Source organism: Streptomyces sp. NPDC008137, from assembly GCF_042957035.1.
GTDB lineage: Bacteria > Actinomycetota > Actinomycetes > Streptomycetales > Streptomycetaceae > Streptomyces.
In genome coordinates, this window is the sequence record NZ_JBIBHN010000032.1 from 47,514 (window position 1) to 72,879 (window position 25,366).

The window sequence follows — 25,366 nt, forward strand, 5'->3', positions numbered from 1 at the left end:
TCGTCGTGGGTCATCGGCGGGCGGGAGATGTCCCACCCGGGTCGCGCGGGGGTGTCACGGTGATCGTGGCCGTGGCGCCGTGCGAGGTGTCCGGCACGGTTCCCCCGACCTCGAAGGTCCCGGGTCCGGCGTACTGGTCCGGATCGACCGGGTCCCAGGTCACTCGGGTCCGGCTGTCCCTGGAACCGTCGTTGTAGGTGGCGACCACGGTGGCGGGGAGCGTGGGGGCCCTGCCGGGGCGGGTGGGGACGCGTTCCTCGGCGATGCCGGTGATCTCGACCGCGTCGGTCTGCCGTACCCACACGGTGGCGGTGACCGGCTGGGCGGTGCGGTCGGCGAGACCGGTGATCGTGACGCTGGTGCCGCCCTCGGCGACCTGGTCCTCGGTCAGGGCCGGCCGGGCCACGGGCGAGCGGGCCGTGGAGCCGTCGGCGTACACGAGCGTCACCTGCTCGGGCAGGTCGGGAGTCTGTGTGCGGGCGGCGGTGTTCTCCCGCAGGGTGCGGCTCTCGCCGTCGACGTTCAGGGTGATCGTGTACGCGGACCGGTTGTCGATGCTCTCCCAGTAGGCGACCTTGCCGGCGAAGCCCAGCTGGGACAGTGTGTGTGTTCCTTCATGAACACGGCGCGTCCCCGGGTGAACAGCCAGTGCCCGGCCGGGTCCTCGCCCTTGCGGGCCAGCATGCGGTCCATCCAGAAGTCGGTGCCGTCCCCGGTCCTGCGGTCGGCTTCGTACTGGGCGCGCAGGGTGCGGTGGACGGTGAAGCCGGCCGGGAGCGTGGGGACGGGGTGGCCGGATCCGGAGTAGACCGGGTAGCCGATCGCCGTGTTGTCCGCCGCCGCGGGGGCGGTGGCCGCGAGCGGGGCCGGCAGGCCCAGGGCCAGCGCCCCGGCCAGGATGCCGCGGCGGTGTCGTCTTCGCTGTGCGGTCACGGCTGCCTTCCGGTGGGCGTCGTCGGGGGCGGGGTCGTCGGCAGCCACACGCGCATGGTCGAGGGCCCGCGGTTCGCCCAGGAGTGGTAGGGGACCAGGGTGATCGACTCGAGGACGGCCGCGGCTGTCGTGGCTTCTTCGAGCGGCGGGTACGGCCAGGCGGTGTCATGCGGTTCGGCGACTTCCCCCGGCGCGAGGACCGTGCCGTCCGGACCGTCCTCCGGTTCGGCGGACGGGTCCACGCGGAGCGCGTCGACGTCGTGTCCGTCCGGCAGGTCGGTGGATTCGGCGCAGTAGACGAGGGGTCCGCGCTGGACGGCCACCGTGCCGCGTGTCGCGTCGATGCGGGGGTCGGACCGGATCCAGCGCGGGGTGACGGGCAGTTCGAGGCGTAGCTCGTCGCCGGGCCGGAAGACCCTGGTGACCAGTGCCGTGCCGGGGGCGACCGTACGGCGATTCCCGTCCGGGTCGACCAGCCGGGCCGTCTCCCCCGCCGTCCACGCGGGGACGCGCAGGGACAGGGTCCAGGGGCGGGCCGGGGAGCGGCTGATCCGTACGGCCACGGTCCCGCCGGACGGGTAGTCGGTACGGACCCGCAGCGCCACGCCCTGCCCGTCGCCCAGGGAGGTGGCGAGTTCCGCGTCGGCGTACTGGTGCAGTTGGAGGCCGTCGTCGTCCGCCGTCGCCAGGTACGCCGGCAGTTGGGCGAGAGTGCGCGCGACGTTGGTCGGGCAGCACGACACCGCGAACCAGGGGGCGCGCAGGCCGGAGTCGGCGCGCGGGCTGACGCGGTCCGCCGGCGGCACGGTGCCCCGGTGCCGGCGGTGCAGGGTGTTGGCGTAGAAGAAGGACCGGCCGTCCTCGGACGGGGAGGCGGCGATCACGTTGAACAGCGTCCGCTCGGCCAGGTCCGCGAAGCGCGGCTCGCCGGTGGCCAGCAGCAGCCGCCAGGCGAGCATCACCGAGGCGACACCGGCACAGGTCTCCGAGTAGGCGCGGTCCGGCGGCAGCACGAAGTCGTCGCCGAAGGACTCGTCGCGGTGGTGCGAGCCCATCCCGCCGGTCAGATAGGTCCGCCGGGCGACCGTCGCCTCCCACTGCCGCACGACGGCGGCGAGCAGCTCCTCTTCGCCGGTCTCCACGGCCACGTCGACCGCGCCGGCCGCGAGGTACAGGGCACGCACGGCGTGGCCGCGCAGCGCCGTGGCCCGGCGTACGGGCAGGTCGTCCTGGAAGTAGGCGCGGCCGAACTCGATGTCGGCGAGGGTGCCGTGGCCGCGTCGGCCGAGGAACAGCGCGGCCTGGTCGAGGTAGCGCTGCTCCCCCGTCAGCCTGGCGAGTTCCACCAGGGCCGTCTCGATCTCCGGGTGCCCGCAGAGGCCCTGGTTGCCGCCGGGCCCGAAGTCGGTGCAGATGTGATCGGCGGCCCGCCGGGCGATCTTCGTCAGCTCGCCCTCGCCCCGGGCGCGGGCCTGTGCCACACCCGCTTGGACGAGGTGCCCGTGACAGTAGAGTTCGTGGCCCCATTCGAGGTCGCTGTAGCGGGGCTGCTGTCCGGGGCGGCCGAAGGCGGTGTTCAGGTAGCCGTCCGGGTGCTGGGCGGGGGCGATGACGTCGGTGAGCGCCGCGACGTCCCCGTCGTACGCGGCGCCCGCCCAGGACATGGCCTCCAGGAGCTTGTAGATCTCGGAGTCGGCGAACTCCCGGCCACGTCGGTCGGTGTGGACGCGGCCCTCGGCGGCGGCCCGGAAGTTGCCGGTCCAGCCCTCGCGTTCCATCCAGTCGCGGCAGTGGCCGAGCGTCGCGGTCGCGTTGGTGTGGCGGCGCCTGGCCCAGAAGCCGCCGGTGATCCGGACCTCGTCCAGGCCGAGCGGGCGCAGCCGGCCCCGGGTCGGCGCCACCGGCAGCACGAGGGGGCGTGCCGTGTTGTCCCTCACCAGTCCATGCCTTCGTCCACGTCCTTCCGGTGGTCCGTCTTGTCCGTAGAGGCGGCTCTGCTCTGTTCCGGCTCAGCCCTTGAGGGCGCCGGACATGAAGCCTCTGATGTAGTGCCGTTGCAGCAGCAGGAAGAGCAGCAGGCAGGGCACGGCCAGGACCACCACGCCCGCCTCGGTGGCGCCGTAGTCGACGGCGCCCATGCTCTGCTGCCGCAGGTTCGCGACGGCCAGGGGCAGCGGTGCCTTCTCGCTGTCGGAGATGAGGATCAGGGGTGCGATGAAGTCGTTCCAGGCGGCGAGGAACGCGAACAGTCCCACGGTGATCAGTCCGGGCCGCACCGCCGGAAGGAGCACACGGCGCAGCGCGCCCGCCGTGCCGCAGCCGTCGACGAGGGCCGCCTCCTCCAGTTCGCGGGGTACCGCCTCGAAGGAGATCCGCATCATGAAGGTGGCGAACGGCAGTTGGAACATGGCGAGGACGAGGCTCAGTCCGATCAGCGAGTTCTGCAGCTGGAGGCGGCCCAGCAGGACGTAGAGCGGGATGAGGAGGGTGGCGTAGGGGACCATGAGGATGGCCAGGGTCAGCAGGAACAGCAGGTTCTTGCCGGGGAAGTCGAAGCGGGCGAAGGCGTAGCCGCCCAGCAGGGACACCCCCAGGGTCAGGGCGACGGTCAGTGCGGAGACGACCGTGCTGTTGAGCAGGTAGCGCCACAGGCCCGCGTCGTACTCGAGCAGCGTCCGGTAGTTGCCGAGGCCGTAGCCGGACTGCTGGGCGGTGCCGGGCTGACCGCTCACGGACGCCCAGGCGTTCCACAGCAGCGGGAAGAGGAAGATGACGGCCAGGGAGCCGGCGACGACATAGTGGGGCGTCCGGCCCAGGGCGCGGGTGAGCACCGTGGTGTCCCTTCTCATGAGGCGGCGGGTGTCATGACTCGTCGGCGCGGCGCAGGCCCCGGAACTGCAGGGCGTTCAGCAGGAGCAGCGCGGCCAGCACGAGGATCGAGAGGGCCGCCGCGGTGCCGAGGTTCAGCCGCTGGAACGCCTCCCGGTAGATCAGCTGGACGACGGTGACCGTGCTGTTGTCCGGTCCGCCCTTGGTGAGGATGAAGAACTGGTCGAAGGCGAGCAGGGAGCCGGTCACGCACAGCAGGAGGCACAGGGCGAGGGAGGGCCGCAGCAGCGGCAGGGTGATGGAGCGGAAGATCTGGGGGCGGCTCGCGCCGTCCGTCCGTGCCGCCTCGTACACCTCGTGCGGGATGCGCTGCAGGCCCACGAGCAGGATCAGCATGTAGAAGCCGGCGAACTTCCAGACGATCAGGAACACCGTCGACCACAGGGCCGAGGTCGGTGAGCCGAGGAAGGACACCGGGTCGTCGACGAGGCCGAAACCTTCGAGGATGCGGCTGAGCGGGCCGGTGGTCGGGCTGTACAGGCCCCAGAACAGCAGGGACGCGGAGGCCAGCCCGAGGGCGCCGGGGAGGAAGTAGACCGTGCGGAAGAAGCCCGCGCCGGGGCGGGACTCCTGCACCAGCAGGGCCAGGAGCAGCGCCAGGGCGAGCAGGACGACCGTGACGATGACGGTGTAGAGGAGGGTGAACCGGATCGCGGGCCAGAACAGGGTGCCGTCGGTGATGTCGGTGTAGTTCTCGGGCGCGTTGACGCCCCGGTCTCCCCCGAGCAGCGGCCAGTCGCTGAGCGACATCTGACCGACCAGCAGCAGGGGCAGCAGGAAGAAGACCGCGACGAACACCGCCGTGGGGGCCGCGTAGGCCAGGCCCTTGGCCTTGCGGGAGCGCCATCGGGGCGGGGGTGTGCCGGCCCGCCGCCGCGGCGGTGTCAGGTGCTCGGCCGTCGCCCGGTCGGCCACTCTCACCGGCATGGCTCTCCTTAGCCGTAGAAGGTCTCAGCCGTAGGACGTCGCGAGGGTCGGTTCAGTCGGCCAGTGAGGCGGTGACGGCGTCGTTGTCCTTCTCGACCGTCTTGCCGTCGCCGAAGGCGGCGTGGCGCATCAGCTCCAGCCAGGGCCCGTTGGGGTCGTTGAAGGTCTGGCCGAACTTCATGGCGTACGGGGTGCGGCCCTCGGCGACGAGTTCGTTGATGGTGACGAGGCGCGGGTCGGCCTTGGAGTGCTTGTTGGACGCGAGGTCGGTGCGGGCCACCACGTCCTTGTGCGCGGCGACCACGTCGACCTGGGCCTTGTCGCCCAGGGACCAGGCGAGGAAGTTCCAGGCCTGGTCGGCCGACTCGCTGGTGGCGGAGATGCCGATGGCGTCGCCGCCGACGAAGGTGGACCTGCCGCCGTCGGGGCCGGGGATGGGCGCGACGCCGAGGTCCAGGTCCTTGGGCATCAGCCCGAGCGTGGTCGACGGCATGGGCATCACGCCGACCTCGCCCTTGGGGAAGACGCCGGTCCAGGTCGTGCCCGTCTCCTCGCGGGCGCCGGGCGCCACGATGTCGTCGCGCACCCAGCCGCGGTAGGTGTCGTAGACCTTCTTCGAGGCGGTGGAGGCGAGATTCGCCTCGGTGCCCTCCTCGTTCAGGACGTCCTCCCCGGCGGCCCAGACGGACGGCCACCAGGTGAAGACGCCGCAGCCGCCACAGTTGCCGCCGAAGAAGGTGCCGTGGACACCGCCGCCGAGCGCGTCCACGGCCCGGGCCTGCCGGTCCCACTCGCGCAGGGTGGTGGGCGGCTTCTCGGGGTCGAGCTTCGCCTTCCGGTAGAGCTCCTTGTTGTAGAAGAGCACCGACAGGTCGAGGGTGTGCGGGACCACGTACTTCTTGTCCTCGTACGTGCCGGCCTTGATGTGCGACTGGGCCAGGTGCTCGGCGAAGGGCAGGGCGTCGACGCGGTCGGTGAGGTCGGCGAAGAGGCCGCTGGAGGTGTAGTTGGGCACGAACACGACGTCGGAGGCGAACAGGTCGGGCAGGTCGCGTGATCCGGCCGCCGCGCCGACCTTGGCCTGGTAGTCGTCGGTGGGGACGACGGTCAGTTCGATCTTGTTTTTGTGGTCGGCGTTGTAGGCCTCGACCAGGGCCTCGCTCTGCGGCCGGGTCGCCGCGCGCGTCCACATCGTCAGCTTGGTGCCGTCGTCGACACCGCCGGCGGCCGCCTTGTCCCCTCCCCCGCCGGAGCCGTCGTTGTCCGAGCCGCACGCGGTGACCAGGCTCGCGGTAACGAGCAGGGCGATGGCACCTGTGACGAGGCGGCGCATGTGTCCACGCGGTCCGGCCGTGCTCCCCGTGCTCCCCGTGCTCCCCGTGCTCCCCGTGCTCCCCGTGCTCCCCGTGCTCCCCGTGCTCCCCGTGCTCCCCATGGTCGATTCCCCTTGTGTCGCGGCGGGCCGTGCGCGGGCCTGCCGGTCGGGACAATGATGTGGTGGCACTGAACTGAGTGGCGGAAACGGGCCGAAAAGGCTTTCTGAGACGCTAAGGACGCATCCCAGGACCCGTCAATCCCCTTGCGTGAAGCGGTTTCTGAGCTGAACTCGAAAACCCGGACCAGGGCGGGACCGAAAATTTCCGCGTACTGTTTGGACTGCCCTCGACGGCGTCGGCAGGCGACGCGAGACAGGAGAAGACCCATGGCACAGGCCACCGGCCCCTCGCGTTCGCAGCCCGCCACCCTCAGCGATGTCGCCCGGCTGGCGGGCGTGTCGATCGCCACGGCTTCCAAGGCCCTCAACGGCCGCAGCCAGGTGCGGGCGGAGACCAGAACGCGCGTGATCGAGGCGGCCGAGCGCCTCGCGTTCCGGCCCAATCAGGTGGCCCGGGGCCTGCTGGCCGGCCGGACGGGCACCGTGGGGCTGCTGACCAGCGACCTGGAGGGCCGGTTCAGCATCCCGATACTGATGGGCGCCGAGGACGCCTTCGGGGCGGGCGAGGTCGCGGTCTTCCTGTGCGACGCCCGCGGGGACGCGATCCGCGAGCAGCACCATGTCCGCGCGCTGCTGGGCCGCCGGGTCGACGGTCTCATCGTGGTAGGCAGCCGGACCGACCCGCGTCCGTCCCTGGGACGGGAGTTGCCGGTCCCCGTGGTCTACGCGTACGCGCCGTCTGAGAATCCGGAGGATCTGTCCATCGTCCCGGACAGCGTCGGCGCGGGCCGGATCGCCGTCGAGCATCTGCTGGCCTGCGGCCGTACCCGCATCGCGCACATCACCGGCGACCCCGGGTACGCCGCCGCTCAGGAGCGGGCCGAGGGCGCCCGGGCCGGGCTCGCCGGCGCCGGTCTGGCGCTGGTGGGTGAGCCGCGGTTCGGGGCGTGGTCGGAGGGCTGGGGGCGGGCGGCCACCGCGATGCTGCTCGACCAGCACCCGGAGGTGGACGCCGTGCTGTGCGGCAGCGACCAGATCGCCCGGGGCGTCATCGACGTCCTGCGCGAGCGCGGCCGGCGGGTGCCGGAGGACGTGGCGGTCATGGGCTTCGACAACTGGCGGGTCCTGACGTCCGCGTCCCGGCCGCCGCTGACCAGTGTCGACATGAACCTCGAACAGGTCGGGCGGGCCGCCGCTCACGCCCTGTTCACGGCGATCTCCGGCGGCACCCGCCGCTCCGGCGTCGAGACCCTGCCCTGCCGGGTGGTGATCAGGGGGTCGACGGTGCCGCTGTCGTGAGTCGCGGCGCCCCGCGGCTCACTTCGCGAGTCGGCCGAGTGCCGCCAGGACCGGTGCCACGCCGTCCTCCTCGGCCAGGTGGCGCGCCACCTCCCGGGCACGGTCGCGGTGGGCCGGTTCTCCCACGGCCCGGCGCAGGGCGGGGGCGAGCGTGTCGGCGGTGAGGCGGCGCAGGGGAACGACGCAGGGGGCGGTGCCCAGGGCGACGAGACGGGTCGCCCAGAAGCCGGCGTCGAACTGCACCGGCACCGGCACGGTCGGGACACCCGCGCGCAGGACGGCGGCGGTGGTGCCGGCTCCGGCGTGGTGGACGACGGCGGCCGTCCGGGGAAACAGCGACGCGTGCGGCACATCGCCGACGGTGATCACGTCGTCGGTGCGGGCGGCGAGGCCCGCCCAGCCCTGCTGGATGATGCCGCGCAGTCCGGCAGTGCGCAGGGCGCGCACGATCTCGCGGCTGAGACGCTCGGGGTCGGGCACGGTGGCGCTGCCCAGCCCGATGAAGACGGGGGCGGGCCCGGCGGCGAGGAACTCCTCCACGTCCGGGGGCAGGCTCCGGGTGTCGTACGGCCACCAGTACCCGGTGATCTCCAGCCCGGGCCGCCAGTCCCGCGGCCGGGACACCACCACCTCGCTGAAGCCGTGCAGCACCGGCCACCGCGCCCGCTCCTGGGCCCGGCGGATCGCGGCGGGGCCGGGCAGCGTCATGCCGTGCCGGGTGCGCAGCCGACGCACGGCCCGGGTGAAGACCTGGTCGACGGCGGTGGTGACGGCGAGTCCGCCCAGGTGGTTGCCCACGGTGCCGAGCGAGCGGCCGCCGAGCATGGGTGCCCCGAACTCCCGTGTCGGATGCTGGGGTTGGAGGAACAGGCCCAGGCTGGGCAGGGTCAGTCCCTCGGCGATGGCGCGGCCCAGCGGCGCCACGGCTCCGGCGGCCAGCACGGCGTCGGCGCCTCGTGCCGCCCGGACCAGGTCGTCGGTCATCTCCTCGGCCGCCGACCTGGCCATCGAGACGACGCGCAGCAGCTTGCCGAGCCCTGTCGTGCTGGCGTGCAGGCCGCGGCCGCGCTCGGAGTGCAGTTCGGCGTGCGGGTCGACCGGGGTCGGGTGGAATCGCACCCCGGTGCCGGCGGTCAGCGGCTCGAACAGGGCGTGGGTGACGAGCGTGACCTCGTGCCCGCTGCGCGCCAGCCGCGCGCCCAGCCCGGTGTACGGCGCGACGTCGCCGCGCGATCCCGCCGTCATGATCACCAGCCGCATGGGTCCCAGTGTGGCCCGGCGGGGCGGACGACACGCGGTGGACGCCGGCAGAGGTCCGAGAATCGCCGGTGCGGGTGAGGCGCGGAGAGTGGTCGGCGCCGCGGCGGCTCAGGGCCGTGGGCCGGTGCCCAGCTCTTGATGAGCCCGTTGGCGGCGACCCGGTTGTTCCGAGACCGAGGACGGCCTCGGAACGGGCCCCACGTGGCAACCCGGTCGCCCCGCAAGGCGTCCTCCCCGGTGAGCGGGATGGATTCGCCGGCCTGCCCGAGTTGTGATGGGGACAAGGATGAGTGACAAGGCCCGCAGACTGTTCGAGGCGCTCGACCTCGACCATGACGGGGTTCTCACCCGGGAAGAGGTGATCGTCGCTCTGCGGACGAACGGACCGTCTCTGGCGGCCTCCGGCGTCCTGCCGTACTGGGGAGTGCAGGACGCCGACGCTTCCTCCGCGTTGTTCGACACCGCCGACCAGAACGGGGACGCGGTGCTGACCCTGGACGAGTTCACCGTGGTGGTGGACCGTCGGTTCGGCTGGAGCTGACGGCGTCTTCCGGCCGACGGCCATCGCTACGGCGGAACTCCATGGCCAGCTGGTCCGGCTTGACCGTGACCACGGCCTGGGGCCGCGGCGCGCGGGAGGTGAGTTCGAAGGACGGCCAGGTCCGCAGGACGGTCGCCAGGATGATCTGGAGCTCGGCCCAGGCGAAGTTCTCGCCGATGCACTTGCGGCGGCCGTCGCCGAACGCGAGGAACGAGCCCCGGGTGGCCGACACCTTCTCGGGTGTCCAGCGGTCCGGGTCGAAGACCTCGGGGTCGGCGAACACGTCGGGATCGTGCTGGTGGAGGTAGGGACTCCAGACGACGTCCGCGCCCTGGGGCACGAGGTGACCGCCGAGATCGATGTCGCGGGTGGCGGTCCGGGTCACCAGCCAGGCCGGCCCGTACTTGCGGATGACTTCCTGCAGCACCTGACGGGCGAAGGGCAGGTGTTCCAGGTCGCCGTAGCGCAACGGACGGTCCGCGCACACCGTGGTGAGTTCCTCGCGCAGCCGTCGCTCGATCCGCGGATGACGGGTGATCTCATACAGCGTCCAGGCCAGCGTGGTGCCGGTGGTCTCGATCGCCCCGGTCAGCAGGGTGATGGCCTCGTCCTGGAGCTGCTGACGGGACAGCGGGTCCTCCGCCGTCAGCAGGGTGTCGAAGAGGCCGGTCCGCTGTTCGCGGGCAGCCGCGTGCGGGCATCCGGCGGCGTCCGGGGCCGCCACGTCGGAGGCGGCGGCGGTCCGGTTCGCGCGGTGGTCGATGGCCTGGTCGATGAGGGCGCGGAGCCGGGCGACGCGCTGCGCGTGGGCCCGGTTGGCGGGCAGCGGCAGCCGGGTCGCCCAGGGCGGGAGGATGGTCTGCCGAATCGTTCCTTTCATGATGTCCGGCATCAGCGAGGTGAACTCGCCCGCCAGGTGCTCGGGCAGGTCCGCGCCGAACAGGGCGACGAGGAAGGCCGCGAGCGTGACTTCGTTCATGTCCTCGTAGACGTCACGCGGCCGCCCTTCGGGCCATGCGCCGACCATCGCCGTGACCTGTTCGATCATGGCGTCGCCGCGGTCGGCGATATGGGCCTTGTTGAACATGGGCTGCATCAGACGTCGGTTGCGCAGGTGGGAGTCGCCGTCCGCGATCGTCGCGAGTCCGTCGCCGAAGAACACGCGCAGCGCGTCGATGATCTTGCCGCCCTTGGCGTAGTGCGCGGCGTCGGTCACCAGGACCTTGCGGGTCAGGGCGGGGTCGGTGACGACATAGGCCGGTGTGGGGCCGATCCGTATGCGTACGACGGGGCCGTGCTCACGCAGGGAGCTGATGAACGGCAGGGGGTTGCGGGCGAGTTGGACGCCGTGACCGATCAGGGGGAGCCCACCGGGGGCGGTGCGGATGCTCGACGTCGCGGGAGCGTTCATGGCCGGTTTCACTCCTTGTGGGGGCGACAAACGATCGATGCATGCCCAGTACACGGTCGCGGGATTCCCCTCCTCTGCGATCCATGTGTCACACGGGTTGGGGAGGCACCGGCCTCGGCTCACTGGAAGGCCGGCATCACTTCCTTGATGAACAGCTCCAGGGACTTGCGCTTCTCCTCGTGCGGGAGGCCGGTGTCGATCCAGAAGCTGTACTCGTCGACGCCGAGTTCCTCATAGGCGCGCAGCCGCTCGACGACTCGGCCGGGGTGCCGATCATCGCGGTCCTGTGCGGTGACTCCGGCAGGAACTCCGGCCGGTCCTCGAACTTCGACTCCGGGCTGGGCGGCAGGAACCCGTTCCGCGGAGTGGTCTCGTTGCCCGAACCAGGCGTCGAAGGTGCGGTAGAAGCGGTTGATCGCCTCGGCGGCCGGGCGCCAGCCGTCGGGCTCGTCAGGAGAGTGGACATGGGTGTGCCGCAGCACCATCAGGTCGGGCCGTAGCACCTCTGGGTGGCCGGCGGCCGCGGTGTCGAACGTCGCTTTGAGGGCGACGACTTCCTCGTCGCCCTTCATGAGCGGCGTGACCGTGACGTTGCAGCCCTGCGCCACCGCGAAGTCGTGGGAGGCGGGGTCGCGGGCGGCGATCCACACGGGCGGGTGGGGCCGCTGCACCGGCTTGGGGACGCTGGTCGAGGTCGGGAACCGCCAGATCTCGCCGTCGTGGGCGTAGTCGCCGGCGCCTTCCTCTCGTGCCAGGTCGCGTACGACATGCGGGCCGGTTCCTGATACCGACGCGGGGAGCCGGGTCCTCCGCCGCCGTTCGGCGACGCGAGGACCCGGCTCCCCGCTGCTGCGGAGGATCAGGACGACTGGGCGCTCTGGTACAAGTTCTGCGCGTCGGCGCCGAAGTACGGGCCGTACATGGCGTTGGGCAGGAAGTTGTACTTGAAGCTGTTCACCGAGGACTGCAGGCCGGTCCCGGTGGCCTCGTCGAACTGGGTGAACCACGGGCCGCCGCTGGAGCCTCCGGTCATGTTGCAGGTCAGGCCGTGGTCGCTGGAGAGCAGGAAGTCCCGGAAGGTGGTTCCGCTGCAGTAGATGAACTTCTCGCCGTCGTACGGCGCGGCGGCCGGGAAGCCGAAGGAGTACATGGCCTTGCTGTAGCCGGTGTTGAAGGCCAGCCCCTGGCCGCCGACGACATCGGTCAGCCGTTTCCCGTCCAGCGGGGCGACTACGGCGGCGCCGATGTCGTAGTTGATGTCCTCACTGGCCGTCCACTGCGGCGTGGACAGGGTCTTGGACGCGGCCCAGGTGCCGTACGGGCGCTGCCCGTCGTGATAGCCGGGCACGAACACCCAGTTGGTGTGCCAGGCTCCCTGCATCTTCACGCAGTGCCCGGCGGTGATGACGGTGCTCTTGTTGGCGCTGGTGACGGCGTTGCCGGAGCAGGAGGCCGTCCGCCCCTGGTAGGTGAAGAACACCCGTCCCGCGGTCTTGGTCACCGCTCCCCCGCCGGACCAGGGGCCGCCGCCGTGCGGGATCGCCAGGGGTCCCGCGTCGGAGCCGGGTGCGCTGGGTGCCACGACGGTCGCCTTGCCCTTGCGGGGTGCGGAGGCCCGTACGTCGGAGCGGTCGACGGACAGGATGTCGAGCGGGGTGGCCGCGCGCATCCGCTGCGGGGTCCAGAAGTCGAGGGCGCTTGATCTCGCCGAGGGCGCCATGGTTCCCGCTTCGGGCGCGGCGCTCGCCGGTGCGGCGGTGACGCCGGTCGCCAGAAGGGCGGCGACGCCTGCGAGGGTGCCGAGGAGGGTGTGGCGAGTGCGGGTGGTGCCGCCGGACGGGCGAGGGCTGCGGGGTCTGCCTATCACGCGGTCTCCTTCTGCTGCGGGGGCCGGGCGGCGGGGAACCGTCCGCCCGGTCAGGCAGGGGCGTCACTGCGGACAGTCAGAGGGCAGCGTGCCACCAGGAGGCCGATATGGACAGGTGCATGTCATAACGATGGCCGAATCCTCACCTCGCTCTCCGCCCGCGCGCAAAAGGACCCGGCCTCCACGGTGGAGGCCGGGTCCGGGACGGTGCGTGAGGGTCAGAGGGCGGGGCCGGTACCGCCGGGCTGGATGCGTCCGCGCCAGGCGCCGGACTCGGTCCCGCGCTCCTCGATGTACTGCTTGAAGCGCTTCATGTCGCCCTTGACCCGGCGATCGATCGTGCCCGTCATGTCCGCCGCCTTCTCCGCGGCTCCGCTGGGCTCGATGTCCATCACCAGCTCGACCCTGGTGTGCGTGTCGTCGAGGCGCTCGAAGCGGACGGACCCCCTCTGGTTGGTGTCCCCGCTGGTCGTGCGCCAGGTGACGCGCTCGTCGGCCAGTTGGTCGACGATCTCGGTGTCGAACTCCCGCCGCACTCCGCCGATCTTGGTGGTCCAGTGGTTGTGGCGGTCGTCCAGTTGCCTGACCTCCTCGACGCCCTCCATGAAGTTCGGGAACTCCTCGAACTGCGTCCACTGGTTGTAGGCGGTGTGGACGGGAACGTCGACTTCCACGGTTTCCTTGACGGTGCTCATCCTCATGCCTCCGTTTCGCTGGTCGACTGCGGGAGGCCCATCAGCCCCGCTGCACAGGTCCGGGCCCGTGGCGGGGCGAGTACCCGAGATCTTGGGGTTGCCACACGGATCTGTGCCTTCGGTGCCTAGAAACGGTGCTGCCGCTGCTCCGGCTGCCCGTACGGCTGACCGCCCTGGCCGCCCGCGTCCTGGGTCCGCAGCTGCTCCGCCTGCTCCTTGGTCACCTTCTGTTCCGCGCCGCAGAAGGTGCACTGCGTCAGATACTTCGTCGAGATCGGGAACAGCGGCACGAAGAACAGCGTGAACTTCGTGACGCGCTTCCTGAGCGTGTGCGCGGCGGGATTGCCGCACTGCCCGCACACCAGCGTCAGTATCGCCAGCTGGTACAGGTATCCCTTGGTGCCAAAGATGATCACGTGACGGTCCTTCCCGGATCGGATCTGTCCCCAGTGTCCTGTATCGCGGCCCACCAGGACGAGCCGGCAGCCCGTTCGGCCCGGGCCCCGTCATCGCGGCCCGGGCCGAACGGTGCCGGTGCTCAGCCCGACAGCGCCGTCAGCACCACGCTCTTGGCCTCTTCCTGGACCCGGCCGAGGTGGTCGGGGCCGAGGAAGGACTCGGCGTAGATCTTGTAGACGTCCTCGGTGCCCGACGGGCGGGCCGCGAACCAGGCGTTGTCCGTGGTCACCTTGATGCCGCCGATGGGGGCGCCGTTGCCCGGGGCCTCGGTGAGGACGGCGGTGACCGCGTCTCCGGCCAGGGTGTCCGCGCTGACCTGGGCCGGGGAGAGCTTGGCGAGGAGGGCCTTCTCCTCGCGGGACGCCGGCGCGTCGATCCGGGCGTAGGCGGGCTCGCCGAAGCGGGCGGCCAGCGCGGCGTAGTGCTCCGACGGGGTCCTGCCGGTGACCGCCGTGATCTCGGAGGCGAGCAGCGCCAGGATGATGCCGTCCTTGTCGGTGGTCCACACGGAGCCGTCCCGGCGCAGGAAGGACGCCCCGGCCGACTCCTCCCCGCCGAAGCCGATGGTTCCGCCGGCCAGCCCGTCCACGAACCACTTGAACCCGACGGGCACCTCGACCAGTTCGCGGCCCAGGTCGGCGGCGACGCGGTCGATCATGGCGGAGGAGACCAGGGTCTTGCCGATGCCGGTGGCGGCCGGCCAGCGGTCGCGGTGGGCGTACAGGTAGGAGATGGCGACGGCCAGGTAGTGGTTGGGGTTCATCAGTCCGGCGTCCGGGGTGACGATGCCGTGCCGGTCGGCGTCGGCGTCGTTGCCGGTGGAGATCTGGAAGCGGTCACGCTGCTCGATGAGCGAGGCCATCGCGTACGGCGACGAGCAGTCCATACGGATCTTGCCGTCCCAGTCCAGCGTCATGAACCGCCAGGTGGGGTCGGTGTGCGGGTTGACCACGGTGAGGTCGATGCCGTGCTGTTCGGCGATGCGGCCCCAATAGGCGACGGACGCCCCGCCCAGCGGGTCCGCCCCGATCCGCACCCCGGCCACCCGGATCGCGTCCAGGTCGAGCACGCCGGGCAGGTCGGCGACATAGGTGCCCAGGAAGTCGTAGCGGCCGGTGGCGGGGGCCGCGAGGGCCCGGGCGTAGGGGATGCGCCGTACGTCCTTCAGGCCGCCCCGGATGATCTCGTTGGCCCGGTCCTGGATCCACGAGGTGGCGTCGGAGGCGGCGGGGCCGCCGCTGGGCGGGTTGTACTTGAACCCGCCGTCGGCGGGCGGGTTGTGGGAGGGCGTGACCACGACACCGTCCGCGAGCCCCGTGGTGCGGCCGCGGTTGTGGGCGAGGATGGCGTGCGAGACGGCCGGGGTCGGTGTGTAGCCGTCCGCGTCGTCGATCAGCACCGTCACCTCGTTGGCGGCGAACACCTCCAGGGCGGTGACGCGCGCGGGCTCCGACAGGGCGTGGGTGTCCGCGCCCAGGAAGAGAGGGCCGGTGATGCCCTGCTCGGCGCGGTACTCGCAGATGGCCTGGCTGGTGGCGGCGATGTGGTCGTCGTTGAACGCGCTCGCCAGGGACGATCCGCGGTGTCCGGAGGTCCCGAACGTGACGCGCTGCCCCGGATCGTCCAGGTCGGGGTGGAGCGCGTAGTACGCGGTCACCAGCCGGGCCACATCGACGAGATCCTCGAAACCGGCCGGGTTGCCCGCTCGCTCGTGCTGCATGGGCCCGCTCCTCCGCGTGGGTTGATCCTTCGCTTGCGGGTCTCATCCTTCCTCGTCACGGCGGTGCCGCGCGAGGGGGACACCACTACGAGGGCCGGATGTGGGCCAAGCCACGAGAACGAGACGTTTCGGACGGCGGGAGTTGCCAGGGAGCACGGGCAGGCGGTGCCTGCGGACGCCGAGGCGCACCGGAGCCCGCAAGGAGGCGGCGCCGCGGACCACCGGGACGCCCGGTGATGCGCGCCGCGCCGCCTGTCCTCCGCGTGGCCGTCACGTCGACGCCCTTACCGTGGTCAGATCCGTCCGCCGGTGAACCGGGTGACAGGGCCGTGCGTGCCGCGTTCCGTGCGCCGCCCCACGGCGTACGACGCGGCGCTCAGGGCGGTCAGGCCGGCTCCGACGCCCGCGGCGACGAGCTTGCGATGGGCGATGACCGTCCAGGCCGTCTTGGCCGTGGCCGCGACGTGGCCCGAGGCCGTGACGACCGCCTGGCGGCCCGCCTCGACGCCCTTGGCGGCGGTCTGCATGGCCGCCGTCGTCGCCTCGGCGGAGCGCTCGGCGCCGGCCTTGACCGCTGACCCCGCGTCATCGACCTTGGTCGCCGCACGCTTGGCGGCCTGGGACGTCGGCGCGGTCGCCTTGTCCGCCGCGTTGCGCGCCTTGGACTCCGTCGTCCGAATGGTGGTCGGCTTCTGATTCGTGCGCTTGTTCTGTTCAGTCATGGACACCGACTTGCCTCTGACTCGGTCGGCAAACACGTTCGGTCGCGCGCTGTCGGGTCGGGTGAGGGCTGATCCCCACGTCGGAGGGGTAAGCGAGCTACAGACAACAAGCACGTCACAGCACGAGGGAAGGTGCCTCATGGCCAACATCCTGGATCGCATCAAGCAGTTCGCCCGGAGTCCGCAGGGGCGGCGGGCCGTCGAGCAGGCGCGGCGGGCCGCGGCCGACCCCCGCAAGCGGGCCCAGGCCCAGCGCCTGCTGGGCAAGCTCCGCGGCCGCCGCTGAGCCGGCCCGGACAGCCGCACCGGCCGCGCCACGTACCTCCCGGTGGCCAACTCCTCGTACCGACACGTGTGTTCATGTCCGGTCAGGGCACTTGGGTCGCACCACACCTGAGAGGAGCTGGTTCGATGAGCAGGGCAGGGAACGGCAGGAGGGTCTGCGCCTTAGGCGTCGCCGGTGTCCTGGCGGGAACGGTGCTGACCGGCTGCGGCGAGGACGGGGACACCGGCGGCGACGGCGCGCGGGGTACCTCCTCCGCCGGCGGCGCCACACAGGAGCAGGGCACCCAGGCGGTGCGCTCGGCCTACGACAGGACGGCTGAGGAGGACACCGCCAAGGTGAAGCTGCGGGTGCGGACCTCGGCCCAGGGCGCCTCGGAGTCGGCCGACGGGCAGGGCGTCGTGGACCTGGACGACGGCGACAGCGTCATGACGCTCACGGTGCGGGGGCAGCGGATCGAACAGCGCGTGATCGATCAGGTGCTGTACCAGAAGATGCCGAAGGGGCAGGCGCCGGACGGCAAGCCCTGGATCAAGATCGATCTGGGGAAGGTCGCCCGGAAGCAGGGCGCCGGCGACAACTCCATGAGCGATCCGGCGCGGTCGGCGGCGTACGCCAAAGCCATCACCGACAAGGACGTGACCAAGAAGGGCACGGCCACGATCGGCGGGGTGCGGACCACGCACTACCGCGTCTCCGTCGACGTCGCCGAGCTGCCCGACGGCGAGACCCTGCGCAAGCAGGTCGGCCCGGCCCTGCCGATGGACGTGTGGCTGGACGACGAGGGCAGGATGCGACGTCAGCAGCTCGACATGACCCTCAAGACGCCGACGTCGGCGGAGCGGTCCGCCGCCGATGCCTCGTCAGCGCCGCAGCGGGTCACGGTGCGCACGGTCATGGACTTCACCGGCTTCGGCACCGCGATGGAGGCGGACGAGCCGCCGGCCGGACAGGTCACCGACATGACCGGCAAGGCCCTGGAGCAGGGCAAGGGCCAGAGCTGACACCGGTTCACCCCAGGTCACGGCCGCGGACCCGCCGTACTACGTCGTCCGCGGCCTCCGGCCAGGCGGGGTGGTCGAATCCGAAGCCCGCTGCCAGCAGACGGCCTGGGACGACACGCCTGCTCTTCAGCAGCAGTTCGGTGTCCGAGCGCAGCACGAAGGCGCCGGCCTCCCCGCCATCCGGCGTGTCGCGGGCAGCCCCACGGGCATGCCCCAGGCGGTACGCAGGGCGCGCATCAAGTCCCGCTGAGGCAGGGGCGCGGGAGCCGCGAGGTTGACCGGGCCCTGGATGTCGTCCCGGGCGACGAGGAACTCCACCGCCCGGACGAAGTCCCGGTCGTGTATCCAGGACACGTACTGCGCACCGCCGGCGACCGGGCCGCCGAGGCCGAGCCGGGCCGGCCGGAGCAGGACGTCGAAGACACCGCCGCGGTCCGGGCTCATCACCATGGCGGCGCGCAGGGCCACCTTGCGGGTGTCCGGCGTGTCGGCCGTCTCCTGCTCCCGCTCCCAGGCCTTGGCGATGTCGACGCTGCAGGCCCAGTAACCGGGGGTGCCGGGTTCGGCTCCGCCGATCACGCCGCCGGCCTCGTCGTTGGGCGCGTCGAAGCGGTGGGCGTAGATCCTCGCGGTGCTCATCCGGAGCCAGAGCCGGGGCGGCCGGGCGGCCTTGGCGATGGCCTCGCCCACGACCCGGGCGGAGTCGACCCGCGAGTCCATCATGCCGCGGGGGTTGGCCGGGGTGTACCGGCAGCTCACGCTCCGCCCGGCCAGGTTGACGACGACGTCGCTGCCGTCGATCTCCTCCGTCCACGGCCCCGGGGTCGCACCGTCCCAGCGCACTTCGCCCGGGCTCGCGGGGCTCCTGCTCAGCACCACGACGTCATGTCCTGCGGCGCTCAGCGCGCGCTTCAGGACCGTGCCGACCTGTCCGGTCCCGCCGGGTATCACGATCTTCATGAAGGTCTCCCCCTCGACGTGTGGGACCGACCCCAGCCCACATTTGAAGGCGTTCAAAACCTCTCGAGGGTGCAGGTCCCGGCCGGACCGGCGGTGCCATCGGGCAAGATGGGGCCATGAGCGTAGTCAAGATCAACGTGCTGACCGTGCCCGCCGAGCAGCGGGAGACGCTGGAGAAGCGGTTCGCCTCCCGCGCGCACACCGTGGAGAGCTCCGACGGGTTCGAGTGGTTCGAGCTCCTCCGCCCGGTGGAGGGCACCGACACCTACCTCGTCTACACGCGGTGGCGTGACGAGGCGTCGTTCCAGGCCTGGATGGAGGGGCCGATGAAGGCCGCGCACCAGGGCGGCGGCGAGGGCGGTGAGCGGCCCAAGCCCGCCGCGAGCGACTCGACCCTGTGGTCCTTCGAGGTCGTGCAGCAGGCGGGCCCGAAGGGCGCGTAGCCCGCTTGAGCGCACGCGCGAGGTCCCCCATGCCGCTTTCAGGCACGGGGGACCTCGCACATACAGGCTCAGGAACGCCGGGAACGCGTGGGCGCGGCGGTACGGCCGACCGCGGCCGCCAGTTTGCGGAGCCGGCGCCAGTCCAGGCGTGGCGGCGCCTCGGGGACTCCGGGGCGGTCGCGGGGCACCCGGACGCGCAGGGCCCGGCGGGCGATGCGGCAGTGGACGGGGGCGGGCAGGGTGAGTGCCTCGCCGTCGAGGCCGACTTCGAGATGCGGTTCGTCGGAGTGGACGACGACGTGCTGGGCGGTGAGCACGGTGAGGCCCTCCGGCCGCGGGGACAGCAGGAGTTCGGCCGCTTCCACGGCGCTGTCCACACGGACCGCGAGCACGCCCAGCTTCCCGGAGTTGAGCCGCTCGCGCCTGCCGAAGCCGAACGGGTCGTCCATGCGGTAGGCGTTGTTGCTCACCAGGACGGCCTGCGGGTCGGCGATGGTGGTGCCGTCGGCGCTGGCCGTCAGCCGCGGGCCGCTCTGCCGGGTGAGCAGTTCGGGCAGCCGCTCCAGCGCGGCACCCACCTTGTCGTCGCGGTAGCCGGGGCTCTGGACGACAGCCCCGTAGACACCGAACGACGCGTTGTTGACGAAGGGACGGTCGTCGGCGAAGCCGAGGTCGACGCGGAGTTCGACCCCGTCCGTGAGGGCGTCGAGGCAGGTGGACGGGTCGTCCCGGTCCAGGCCCAAATCCATGGCGAAGTGGTTGCGTGTGCCGGCCGAGATGACGAGGAACGGCAGGCCGTGCTCCGCGGCGACGGCGGCGACCATCGCCTGTGTGCCGTCGCCGCCCGCGACGCCCAGGAGGTCGGCTCCGTCGGCCACAGCGGCCTGGGCCAGGGCGGTGACGTCCTGGTGGTGATCCGGGTCGAGCAGGACGACCCGGGCACCCAACTCCTCGGCCTTCTCCTTGAGGGAGAACTTCTCGACCTTGCCGCCGCCGGAACGCGGGTTGAGCAGCAGGAAGGGGCGCTGCGGCGGCGGTGTCCGGTACTCCTTGACCCGTACCGGCCGCAGTCCCGTGCTGCGCAGGGCGTAGCGGCCGCTCCAGACCGCGAGACACCACAGCAGCAGCGAGGCGAAGACCACCCAGATCAGATTCGCGGCCGCGAAGAGGATGATGACGCCGACGGGGGCGACCACGGCCAGTACGGCCGCCGCCATGCGTGCCGGTCCGCGACGGGACAGGACCCACCAGAGCGCCGCCGCGGTCAGGGCGAGTCCCGCCAGGCCGGCCAGAAGCAGGAGCAGTCCCTTCAGGCCGCCGGAGACGAGGGGCAGAAACGCGGCCAGCGCGACCGCGGCCAGGGCTCCCCTGGCCGCCCATCTCTGCCGGCGGTGATCCCGCTCGCCCATCGCCGATCCCATCTCGTTCCTCCGCTCGAAGGCCGGCTCGGGCGCCCCTCGCTGCCACGCCCTGCCGTGCGTCATGGTGCCCGCCGACGGATCGGCTCGGCCACTGCCGTCCCTGATGACTCCCCACCGGCGGGCACGTCAGACGTGAAGATCCCCCGGGGCGGAGCCATCGGTAGCGTACGCGGCCCCGCGGGCTGGGTTCCGCACACCGGGGCACGCCGGTGCGCACCTTCACCGCCCGTTGGGCAACCGGACACTCACACCCCCTTGACCCAGTGAGTCTCATTACGCAACTCTGCTGTTCACAGTCCCTTTCCGACGAGGAGGCCGGCACGCGATGGAGTGGACGGGCGCACGGTACGCGGATCAACCGACGGTCGAGGTGTCGACCTGGATCGCCGCTCCGCCGGGGAGAGTGTGGGCGCTCGTGTCGGATGTGACGCGGATGCCGGATCTGAGCGAGGAGTTGCAGTGGGCGGGGTGGACCGGCGGGGCCGCCGGGCCTGCCGTCGGGGCGCGGTTCACCGGCCGGAGCAGGCACGAGTCGCTGGGTGAGTGGGAGACGACCTGCACGGTCGTCGCCTGCGACCCGGAGCGGGTGTTCGCGTGGGCGGTCGGGGATCCGGCCGAGCCCAGTGCCGTCTGGCGGTTCGGGCTCGAAACCAGGGACGGCGGGACCGAACTGTCGCAGTGGATGCGGATGGGGCCGGGGCGCTCCGGCCTCTCCTTCGCGATCGACGCCATGCCGGAGAAAGAGCAGAAGATCGTGTTCGTGAGGTTGCGGGAGTTCGAGCGAGGCATGACCGCCACGCTGGAGCACATCAGGCAGCGGGCGGAGGCGTGATGCGCACGGCGACGACCGTCGAGGCGGCGGCTCTCGGCTCCTGGTCCCGGCAGGCCGACTTCGTCGTCGAGGCGGAGAAACTGGGGCTCGACGTCTGCTGGGTGGCCGAGGCGTGGGGGTCGGACGCCCCGTCCGCCCTGGGCTTCTACGCGGCCCGTACGGAGCGGATGCTGCTGGGCTCCGCGGTCATGCAGGTCGGGACGCGCACGCCGGTGGCCCTCGCCCAGGCGGCGATCACCCTGTCCAATCTGTCCGGCGGGCGCTTCCTGCTGGGTCTGGGCCCGTCCGGACCACAGGTGATGGAGGGGCTCCACGGGGTGCCGTTCGCTCGCCCTCTGGCCCGGACGCGCGAGACGGTGGAGATCGTGCGGCAGGTGGTCGCGGGCGGCAAGATCTCCCATTCGGGGGCCGAGTTCAGGATTCCGCTGCCCGGCGGGGAGGCGGTGCCGATGCGCCTGTCGATGCGGGCCGAGCACCCCGTCCCCGTCTACCTGGCCGCGCTGTCGCCCGCCATGCTGCGGCTGACCGGCCAGGTCGCGGACGGCTGGCTCGGCACCAGCTTCGTACCGGAGGGCGCGGCGGAGGCCTACTTCGCCCCGCTGGACGAGGGGCTGGCCGCCGCCGGGCGCGGCCGCGCCGGGTTCGACGTCTGCCAGGGCGCCGAGGTCGCGTTCGCCCGGGACGAGGAGGCGCTCGGGCCCATGGTCGCGGGCCGGAAGAAGGAACTCGCCTTCAGCCTGGGCGGCATGGGTTCCGCGTCGGCCAACTTCTACAACCGGGCCTACGGCCGTCAGGGCTGGGCCGAGGTCGCGGCGGAGGTGCGGGAGCGCTGGCAGGCGGGCGACCGGGACGGCGCGGCGGGGCTCGTCACCGACGACATGGTGCTGGCCACCACGCTCATCGGCACCGAGGAGATGGTGCGACGGCGGCTGCGGGTCTGGCGGGACGCCGGTGTGGACACGGTCCGCCTCTACCCGGCCGGGGAGACCCTGGACGACCGGCTCGACACCCTTGGCCGGGCGATCGAGTTGGTCCGGGAAGCCGGTTCCGGAGCATGACCCCGGCTTGTCCGCCGGGCCCACCGGCGGACAGGTAGGCTCCCGTGCTGATCATCGGCCGACATGAATATCAGGGGGGCTCCGTGCGGGCCATGGCTACCGTGACGACGACCGCGCTCGCGTGCCTGCTGGCGGGCGCGGCCCTCGCGGGGTGCGGCTCCGGCGGCACCGGCGAGGACAAGTCCGCGGGCGACCTGCTCGACGAGGCCAACGCGACGATGCGAAAGCTGGACTCCGTCACCGTCGACATCACCAACCGCACGACGAGCGGCGCCACCATCACCAGCCATCTCGTGACCGACCTGGACAGCCGGTGCAGGTCGAGGACCGAGATGACCGGAGGCGCCGCTCTGGAACAGATCCGGCTGGGCAAGACCGACTACGTCCGGCCGAACCGGGCCTACCTGCAGAAGTGGAAGAAGGTCCCGGGTGCCGCGGGCGAGCAGAAGCTGTGGGTGAAGACGCCGGTGGACCCGGCCGCTTCGGGCAACGGCCTCACCTCCTGCGAGCGGCCCTTCGACTCGTTCGGCACGGCGAAGAAGGGCGGCTCCACCCGGGTCGGGGGCACGAAGGCCGTCGAGCTGATCGTGACCGACAAGGCGGACAAGGGAGGGACGTACACCTTCTACGTGGCCGAGGAAGGCGAGCCCTACCTGCTCAAGACGGTCTACAAGAACGCTGCGCAGCACACCACCACGGCGTTCAGCGCCTTCGACGAGCCCCTCGGCGTCCGGGCGCCGAAGGCGAGCGAGGTGCTGAGTCTGCCCGGCGGCAGCCGCTGACCCGGTCCGGCGAGGAGGGCGGCAGCGCTTTCCGTTGAATATCGGCAGCAACTGGCCGACCGGGGCGAATCAGCCCACAAGGGCTTGACGGGGGCGAGACGCGCTCGGCCTACTGGTAGGCGCAGCGGCCGTGTCGGGGGGTCTGATGGTGCGGCGACGATGGGCGGTGGTGGTGGGCCTGGTGGCCTGTCTGCTGCTGCAGCTCGCCGCCCCGGGGCTCACTCGGAGCGAGCGCACGGCGGAGGCCTGGGTCACCGCAGCCGTGGATGTGCGGGCGACCGGTGCGGCTTCGACACCTGATGCCGAAAGAGCCGGGGAGCCCGGTCCGGGCGAGGAGGAGCCGTCGCTGCGCCACCTGGCGGCACGGACACCGAGGGCCGCGGGCGCGGCCGGGGCGAGCGCGGTGGTGACCGGGGCACCCGGCGCGGACCGGGGCGGTACGCACATCCGGGCGGCGGGGACGAGCCGTTGTACGGGGACGGTCGGATCCGCCCCGGACGCCGTGGAATTGCAGACGTTCCGCTGCTGAGTGACGGCAGTACCGACAAGGGCCTGCGCCGTGCGGCCTGAGTACTGCCTGGTGCCGATTCGCGGCGATGAACAGGCCTTCGTGTGTCCCCATGCCGATGACACAGGAGGCAGAGTTGCCTGGAAAGCGCGTTCTCGTTCTGCGGCCGGACGAACTGGGCCCGAGCGACCAGAAGATGTGGCGGGAGATACGGACGGAGTCCGCGGCCCCCGCGAATCCCTTTCTCGACCCGGCGTTCACCACCGCGGTGGGGCGGGTCAGGCCGGGAGCGAGAGTGGCGGTGCTGCTCGACGACGACTCCCCGGTCGGGTTCTTCCCGTACGAGAGGGGCCCTTTGGGGCAGGGCCGGGCCATCGGGCTCGGGGTCTCCGACAGCCAGGGGGCCGTGCTGCGGCCCGGGATCCGGCTCGACGCCCGTGGGCTGCTGCGGGCCTGCGCGCTGTCGTCCTGGGAGTTCGACAATCTGGAGGCAGGCCAGGGGCTCTTCGTGCCCCACGCGGCCGAGGAACTCGCCTCCCCGGTCGTCGACATCGGCGAGGGCTTCGAGCGGTACACGGAGCGGCTGCGGGCGAAGTCGCCGAGCTTCCTCAGACAGACCCTGGCCAAGGAGCGGAAGCTGGCCCGGCAGGTCGGCGACGTGCGGTTCGTGTACGACGCCCGGGACCCCGGCGCTCTGCGGGCGCTGATGGACTGGAAGTCGGCGCAGTACCGGCGGACCGGCCGGCGCGACCGGTTCGCGCAGGAGTGGATCACCCGGCTGGTGACGCTGCTCGGGGAGAGCGAGGAACCGGAGTGCCGCGGCGTGCTGTCCGTGCTCTACGCCGCGGACCGGCCCGTGGCCGCGCACTTCGGTCTGCGCTCGCGCACGGTGCTGTCCTGGTGGTTCCCGGCGTACGACCGCGCCTGTGCCAAGTACTCCCCCGGCCTTGTGCTGCAGCTGAGGATGCTGGCGGCCGCGGCGGCCGACGGTGTGGAAACGGTCGACCTGGGGAGCGGTCCCGCCCGCTACAAGGAGTCGCTCAAGACGCGTGACCTGCGGGTGTACGAAGGTGCGGTGGTACGGCCCGTGCCGGGCGGAGCCGTGCACTGGCTGGGCCGGGAGCCCGCCCGGGCCGCCCGCCGCTTCGTACGCAACCGGCCCCGGCTGGCGGGCGCCGCGGCACGGACCCTGGCAGAGCTGGGGCGGATGCGTGGCCGGTGAGAACGTCCGCGCCCGGCTCCGGAGAACCGGGCGCGTGGTGCCGTCACCTCGTGGCGGTCCAGCTGTGGGCGACGTCCACGATGAGGCGGTCTTCCAGCTGCAGCACCCGGAAGGGCAGCCGGGCGCGCAGGCCGAGTCCGATCTGGGTCTCCCCCTCGAAGCTGCCGGCGAAGCGGGTGTCCCGGAACGTGCGGTAGCCGGTGAGGTCCACGCCCGGCAGCGGGCGCGCCACCCGGCCGGGATAGGTCGGGGCGCCGGTCTCCGGGTCGTAGGCGGGCGCGGCCACCCGGACCTCGAGCACGGCCCCGCCGGCCACGGGAATGTGGCGGCCCGATCCGTCCTGGTGGAGCCGGTCGACATAGCGGACGGAGTAGCCGACGTCGGCGCCCGCGCCGGGCAGGTCGACGACCATCCGGTCGAAGCAGGTGTGACGGCCGGTCCTGATGTCCTTCACCGGCGCGATCACGGCGCTGCTGTCGGTCTTGGCGAGACTCCCCCAGCCGGTCGGGCACGCCGCCGCCCGGGTCGCCTGCGGCGCGGAGGCCGGAGCCGCGCCGGCCGGGACCGCCGCCACGCCCACCGTGGCGCCCATGAGCGCGAGAGTCGCGCATGCTGTTGCGATTCGTACCATTTCTGCCCCCGAGGCTTATGTGTTGCTGATATCGGGTGAGACGGCCGTGACGACCGAAAGGTTG

26 protein-coding genes and 1 pseudogene are annotated in these 25,366 nt (G+C 71.9%); 10 read left to right on the forward strand and 17 right to left on the reverse strand.

Annotated features, from left to right (window positions below; all coding sequences use genetic code 11):
- Positions 1-10: 10 nt before the first annotated feature.
- The 6 genes from ACFZBT_RS34175 to ACFZBT_RS34200 all read right to left on the reverse strand — a co-directional run bounded on the left by ACFZBT_RS34175 (position 11) and on the right by ACFZBT_RS34200 (position 6,082).
- Positions 11-439, reverse strand: coding sequence for an Ig-like domain-containing protein (locus tag ACFZBT_RS34175; RefSeq protein ID WP_391112101.1), 429 nt, complete (start codon positions 437-439; stop codon positions 11-13).
- Between the two features lie 83 nt (positions 440-522).
- Complete coding sequence (locus ACFZBT_RS34180; protein ID WP_391112104.1) at positions 523-981, reverse strand: hypothetical protein; 459 nt, start codon at positions 979-981, stop codon at positions 523-525.
- Positions 930-2,870, reverse strand: coding sequence for a beta-L-arabinofuranosidase domain-containing protein (locus tag ACFZBT_RS34185; protein ID WP_391112106.1), 1,941 nt, complete (start codon positions 2,868-2,870; stop codon positions 930-932). The genes ACFZBT_RS34180 and ACFZBT_RS34185 overlap by 52 nt, the downstream gene beginning before the upstream one ends.
- A 72-nt stretch (positions 2,871-2,942) precedes the next feature.
- Entirely contained in the window at positions 2,943-3,764 is an 822-nt protein-coding gene (locus tag ACFZBT_RS34190; RefSeq protein ID WP_391112189.1) for an ABC transporter permease subunit, read from the reverse strand.
- A 31-nt stretch (positions 3,765-3,795) separates the two neighbouring features.
- Positions 3,796-4,749 carry an ABC transporter permease subunit gene (locus ACFZBT_RS34195; RefSeq protein ID WP_391112109.1) on the reverse strand — a complete coding sequence of 318 codons (954 nt, stop codon included), beginning with the start codon at positions 4,747-4,749 and terminating at the stop codon, positions 3,796-3,798.
- Between the two features lie 52 nt (positions 4,750-4,801).
- A complete protein-coding gene (locus ACFZBT_RS34200) occupies positions 4,802-6,082 on the reverse strand; it encodes an extracellular solute-binding protein (RefSeq protein ID WP_391112112.1) in 1,281 nt (426 codons plus the stop codon).
- Between the two features lie 369 nt (positions 6,083-6,451).
- Here ACFZBT_RS34200 and ACFZBT_RS34205 point away from each other — a divergent pair, with 369 nt between their 5' ends.
- Positions 6,452-7,483, forward strand: a complete 1,032-nt coding sequence (locus ACFZBT_RS34205) for a substrate-binding domain-containing protein (protein WP_391112114.1) — start codon at positions 6,452-6,454, stop codon at positions 7,481-7,483.
- A gap of 18 nt (positions 7,484-7,501) precedes the next feature.
- On the opposite strand, the gene ACFZBT_RS34210 is transcribed toward ACFZBT_RS34205, so the two are convergent.
- Entirely contained in the window at positions 7,502-8,743 is a 1,242-nt protein-coding gene (locus ACFZBT_RS34210; protein ID WP_391112117.1) for a nucleotide disphospho-sugar-binding domain-containing protein, read from the reverse strand.
- Positions 8,744-9,029: 286 nt separating this feature from the next.
- Here ACFZBT_RS34210 and ACFZBT_RS34215 point away from each other — a divergent pair, with 286 nt between their 5' ends.
- Positions 9,030-9,284 (forward strand): EF-hand domain-containing protein, encoded by a 255-nt coding sequence (locus tag ACFZBT_RS34215; RefSeq protein ID WP_391112120.1) that lies wholly within the window; start codon positions 9,030-9,032, stop codon positions 9,282-9,284.
- Here ACFZBT_RS34215 and ACFZBT_RS34220 read toward each other — a convergent pair.
- The 7 genes from ACFZBT_RS34220 to ACFZBT_RS34250 all read right to left on the reverse strand — a co-directional run bounded on the left by ACFZBT_RS34220 (position 9,247) and on the right by ACFZBT_RS34250 (position 16,158).
- Positions 9,247-10,695 (reverse strand): cytochrome P450, encoded by a 1,449-nt coding sequence (locus tag ACFZBT_RS34220; protein ID WP_391112123.1) that lies wholly within the window; start codon positions 10,693-10,695, stop codon positions 9,247-9,249. The two genes, ACFZBT_RS34215 and ACFZBT_RS34220, sit on opposite strands and share 38 nt — an antisense overlap.
- A gap of 119 nt (positions 10,696-10,814) precedes the next feature.
- Positions 10,815-11,558, reverse strand: a complete 744-nt coding sequence (locus ACFZBT_RS34225; RefSeq protein ID WP_391112191.1) for an LLM class flavin-dependent oxidoreductase — start codon at positions 11,556-11,558, stop codon at positions 10,815-10,817.
- The gene (locus tag ACFZBT_RS34230) at positions 11,555-12,562 is read right to left on the reverse strand and encodes a trypsin-like serine peptidase (protein WP_391112125.1); all 1,008 of its coding nucleotides are present in this window, start codon (positions 12,560-12,562) and stop codon (positions 11,555-11,557) included. Before ACFZBT_RS34230 ends, ACFZBT_RS34225 begins: the two co-directional genes overlap by 4 nt.
- 218 nt (positions 12,563-12,780) lie before the next feature.
- Positions 12,781-13,257, reverse strand: a complete 477-nt coding sequence (locus tag ACFZBT_RS34235) for an SRPBCC family protein (RefSeq protein WP_391112128.1) — start codon at positions 13,255-13,257, stop codon at positions 12,781-12,783.
- A 125-nt stretch (positions 13,258-13,382) separates the two neighbouring features.
- A complete protein-coding gene (locus ACFZBT_RS34240) occupies positions 13,383-13,673 on the reverse strand; it encodes a zinc-ribbon domain-containing protein (protein WP_391112131.1) in 291 nt (96 codons plus the stop codon).
- A gap of 122 nt (positions 13,674-13,795) precedes the next feature.
- On the reverse strand, positions 13,796-15,436 hold the full coding sequence (gene pgm, locus ACFZBT_RS34245) for a phosphoglucomutase (alpha-D-glucose-1,6-bisphosphate-dependent) (RefSeq protein ID WP_391112134.1): 1,641 nt from the start codon (positions 15,434-15,436) through the stop codon (positions 13,796-13,798).
- A 293-nt stretch (positions 15,437-15,729) separates the two neighbouring features.
- Positions 15,730-16,158: a hypothetical protein gene (locus ACFZBT_RS34250; RefSeq protein ID WP_391112137.1), complete on the reverse strand. Its 429-nt coding sequence runs from the start codon at positions 16,156-16,158 to the stop codon at positions 15,730-15,732.
- A 139-nt stretch (positions 16,159-16,297) separates the two neighbouring features.
- Between ACFZBT_RS34250 and ACFZBT_RS34255 the strand changes: the two genes are divergently transcribed.
- Positions 16,298-16,444 carry a hypothetical protein gene (locus tag ACFZBT_RS34255; protein WP_193482844.1) on the forward strand — a complete coding sequence of 49 codons (147 nt, stop codon included), beginning with the start codon at positions 16,298-16,300 and terminating at the stop codon, positions 16,442-16,444.
- A gap of 125 nt (positions 16,445-16,569) precedes the next feature.
- Positions 16,570-17,445 carry a hypothetical protein gene (locus tag ACFZBT_RS34260; RefSeq protein ID WP_391112140.1) on the forward strand — a complete coding sequence of 292 codons (876 nt, stop codon included), beginning with the start codon at positions 16,570-16,572 and terminating at the stop codon, positions 17,443-17,445.
- Positions 17,446-17,452: 7 nt separating this feature from the next.
- Here the strand turns inward: ACFZBT_RS34260 and ACFZBT_RS34265 are convergent.
- Positions 17,453-18,405, reverse strand: a pseudogene (locus ACFZBT_RS34265) (epimerase).
- Positions 18,406-18,521: 116 nt separating this feature from the next.
- Here ACFZBT_RS34265 and ACFZBT_RS34270 point away from each other — a divergent pair.
- Positions 18,522-18,848, forward strand: coding sequence for an antibiotic biosynthesis monooxygenase (locus tag ACFZBT_RS34270; protein WP_059416674.1), 327 nt, complete (start codon positions 18,522-18,524; stop codon positions 18,846-18,848).
- A 68-nt stretch (positions 18,849-18,916) separates the two neighbouring features.
- On the opposite strand, the gene ACFZBT_RS34275 is transcribed toward ACFZBT_RS34270, so the two are convergent.
- Positions 18,917-20,269 (reverse strand): diacylglycerol kinase family protein, encoded by a 1,353-nt coding sequence (locus ACFZBT_RS34275; RefSeq protein ID WP_391112194.1) that lies wholly within the window; start codon positions 20,267-20,269, stop codon positions 18,917-18,919.
- Between the two features lie 325 nt (positions 20,270-20,594).
- Here ACFZBT_RS34275 and ACFZBT_RS34280 point away from each other — a divergent pair, with 325 nt between their 5' ends.
- The 5 genes from ACFZBT_RS34280 (at position 20,595) to ACFZBT_RS34300 (ending at position 24,671) form a co-directional block, all read left to right on the forward strand.
- Positions 20,595-21,101: an SRPBCC family protein gene (locus ACFZBT_RS34280; protein WP_391112143.1), complete on the forward strand. Its 507-nt coding sequence runs from the start codon at positions 20,595-20,597 to the stop codon at positions 21,099-21,101.
- Entirely contained in the window at positions 21,101-22,159 is a 1,059-nt protein-coding gene (locus ACFZBT_RS34285) for an LLM class flavin-dependent oxidoreductase (protein WP_391112145.1), read from the forward strand. Before ACFZBT_RS34280 ends, ACFZBT_RS34285 begins: the two co-directional genes overlap by 1 nt.
- Positions 22,160-22,251: 92 nt before the next feature.
- Positions 22,252-22,941 carry a hypothetical protein gene (locus ACFZBT_RS34290; protein WP_391112148.1) on the forward strand — a complete coding sequence of 230 codons (690 nt, stop codon included), beginning with the start codon at positions 22,252-22,254 and terminating at the stop codon, positions 22,939-22,941.
- A 145-nt stretch (positions 22,942-23,086) separates the two neighbouring features.
- On the forward strand, positions 23,087-23,470 hold the full coding sequence (locus ACFZBT_RS34295; protein ID WP_391112151.1) for a hypothetical protein: 384 nt from the start codon (positions 23,087-23,089) through the stop codon (positions 23,468-23,470).
- Positions 23,471-23,567: 97 nt separating this feature from the next.
- Entirely contained in the window at positions 23,568-24,671 is a 1,104-nt protein-coding gene (locus tag ACFZBT_RS34300) for a GNAT family N-acetyltransferase (RefSeq protein WP_391112154.1), read from the forward strand.
- A 43-nt stretch (positions 24,672-24,714) separates the two neighbouring features.
- Here the strand turns inward: ACFZBT_RS34300 and ACFZBT_RS34305 are convergent, their stop codons facing one another.
- Complete coding sequence (locus ACFZBT_RS34305) at positions 24,715-25,263, reverse strand: hypothetical protein (RefSeq protein WP_391112157.1); 549 nt, start codon at positions 25,261-25,263, stop codon at positions 24,715-24,717.
- Positions 25,264-25,366 lie beyond the last annotated feature (103 nt).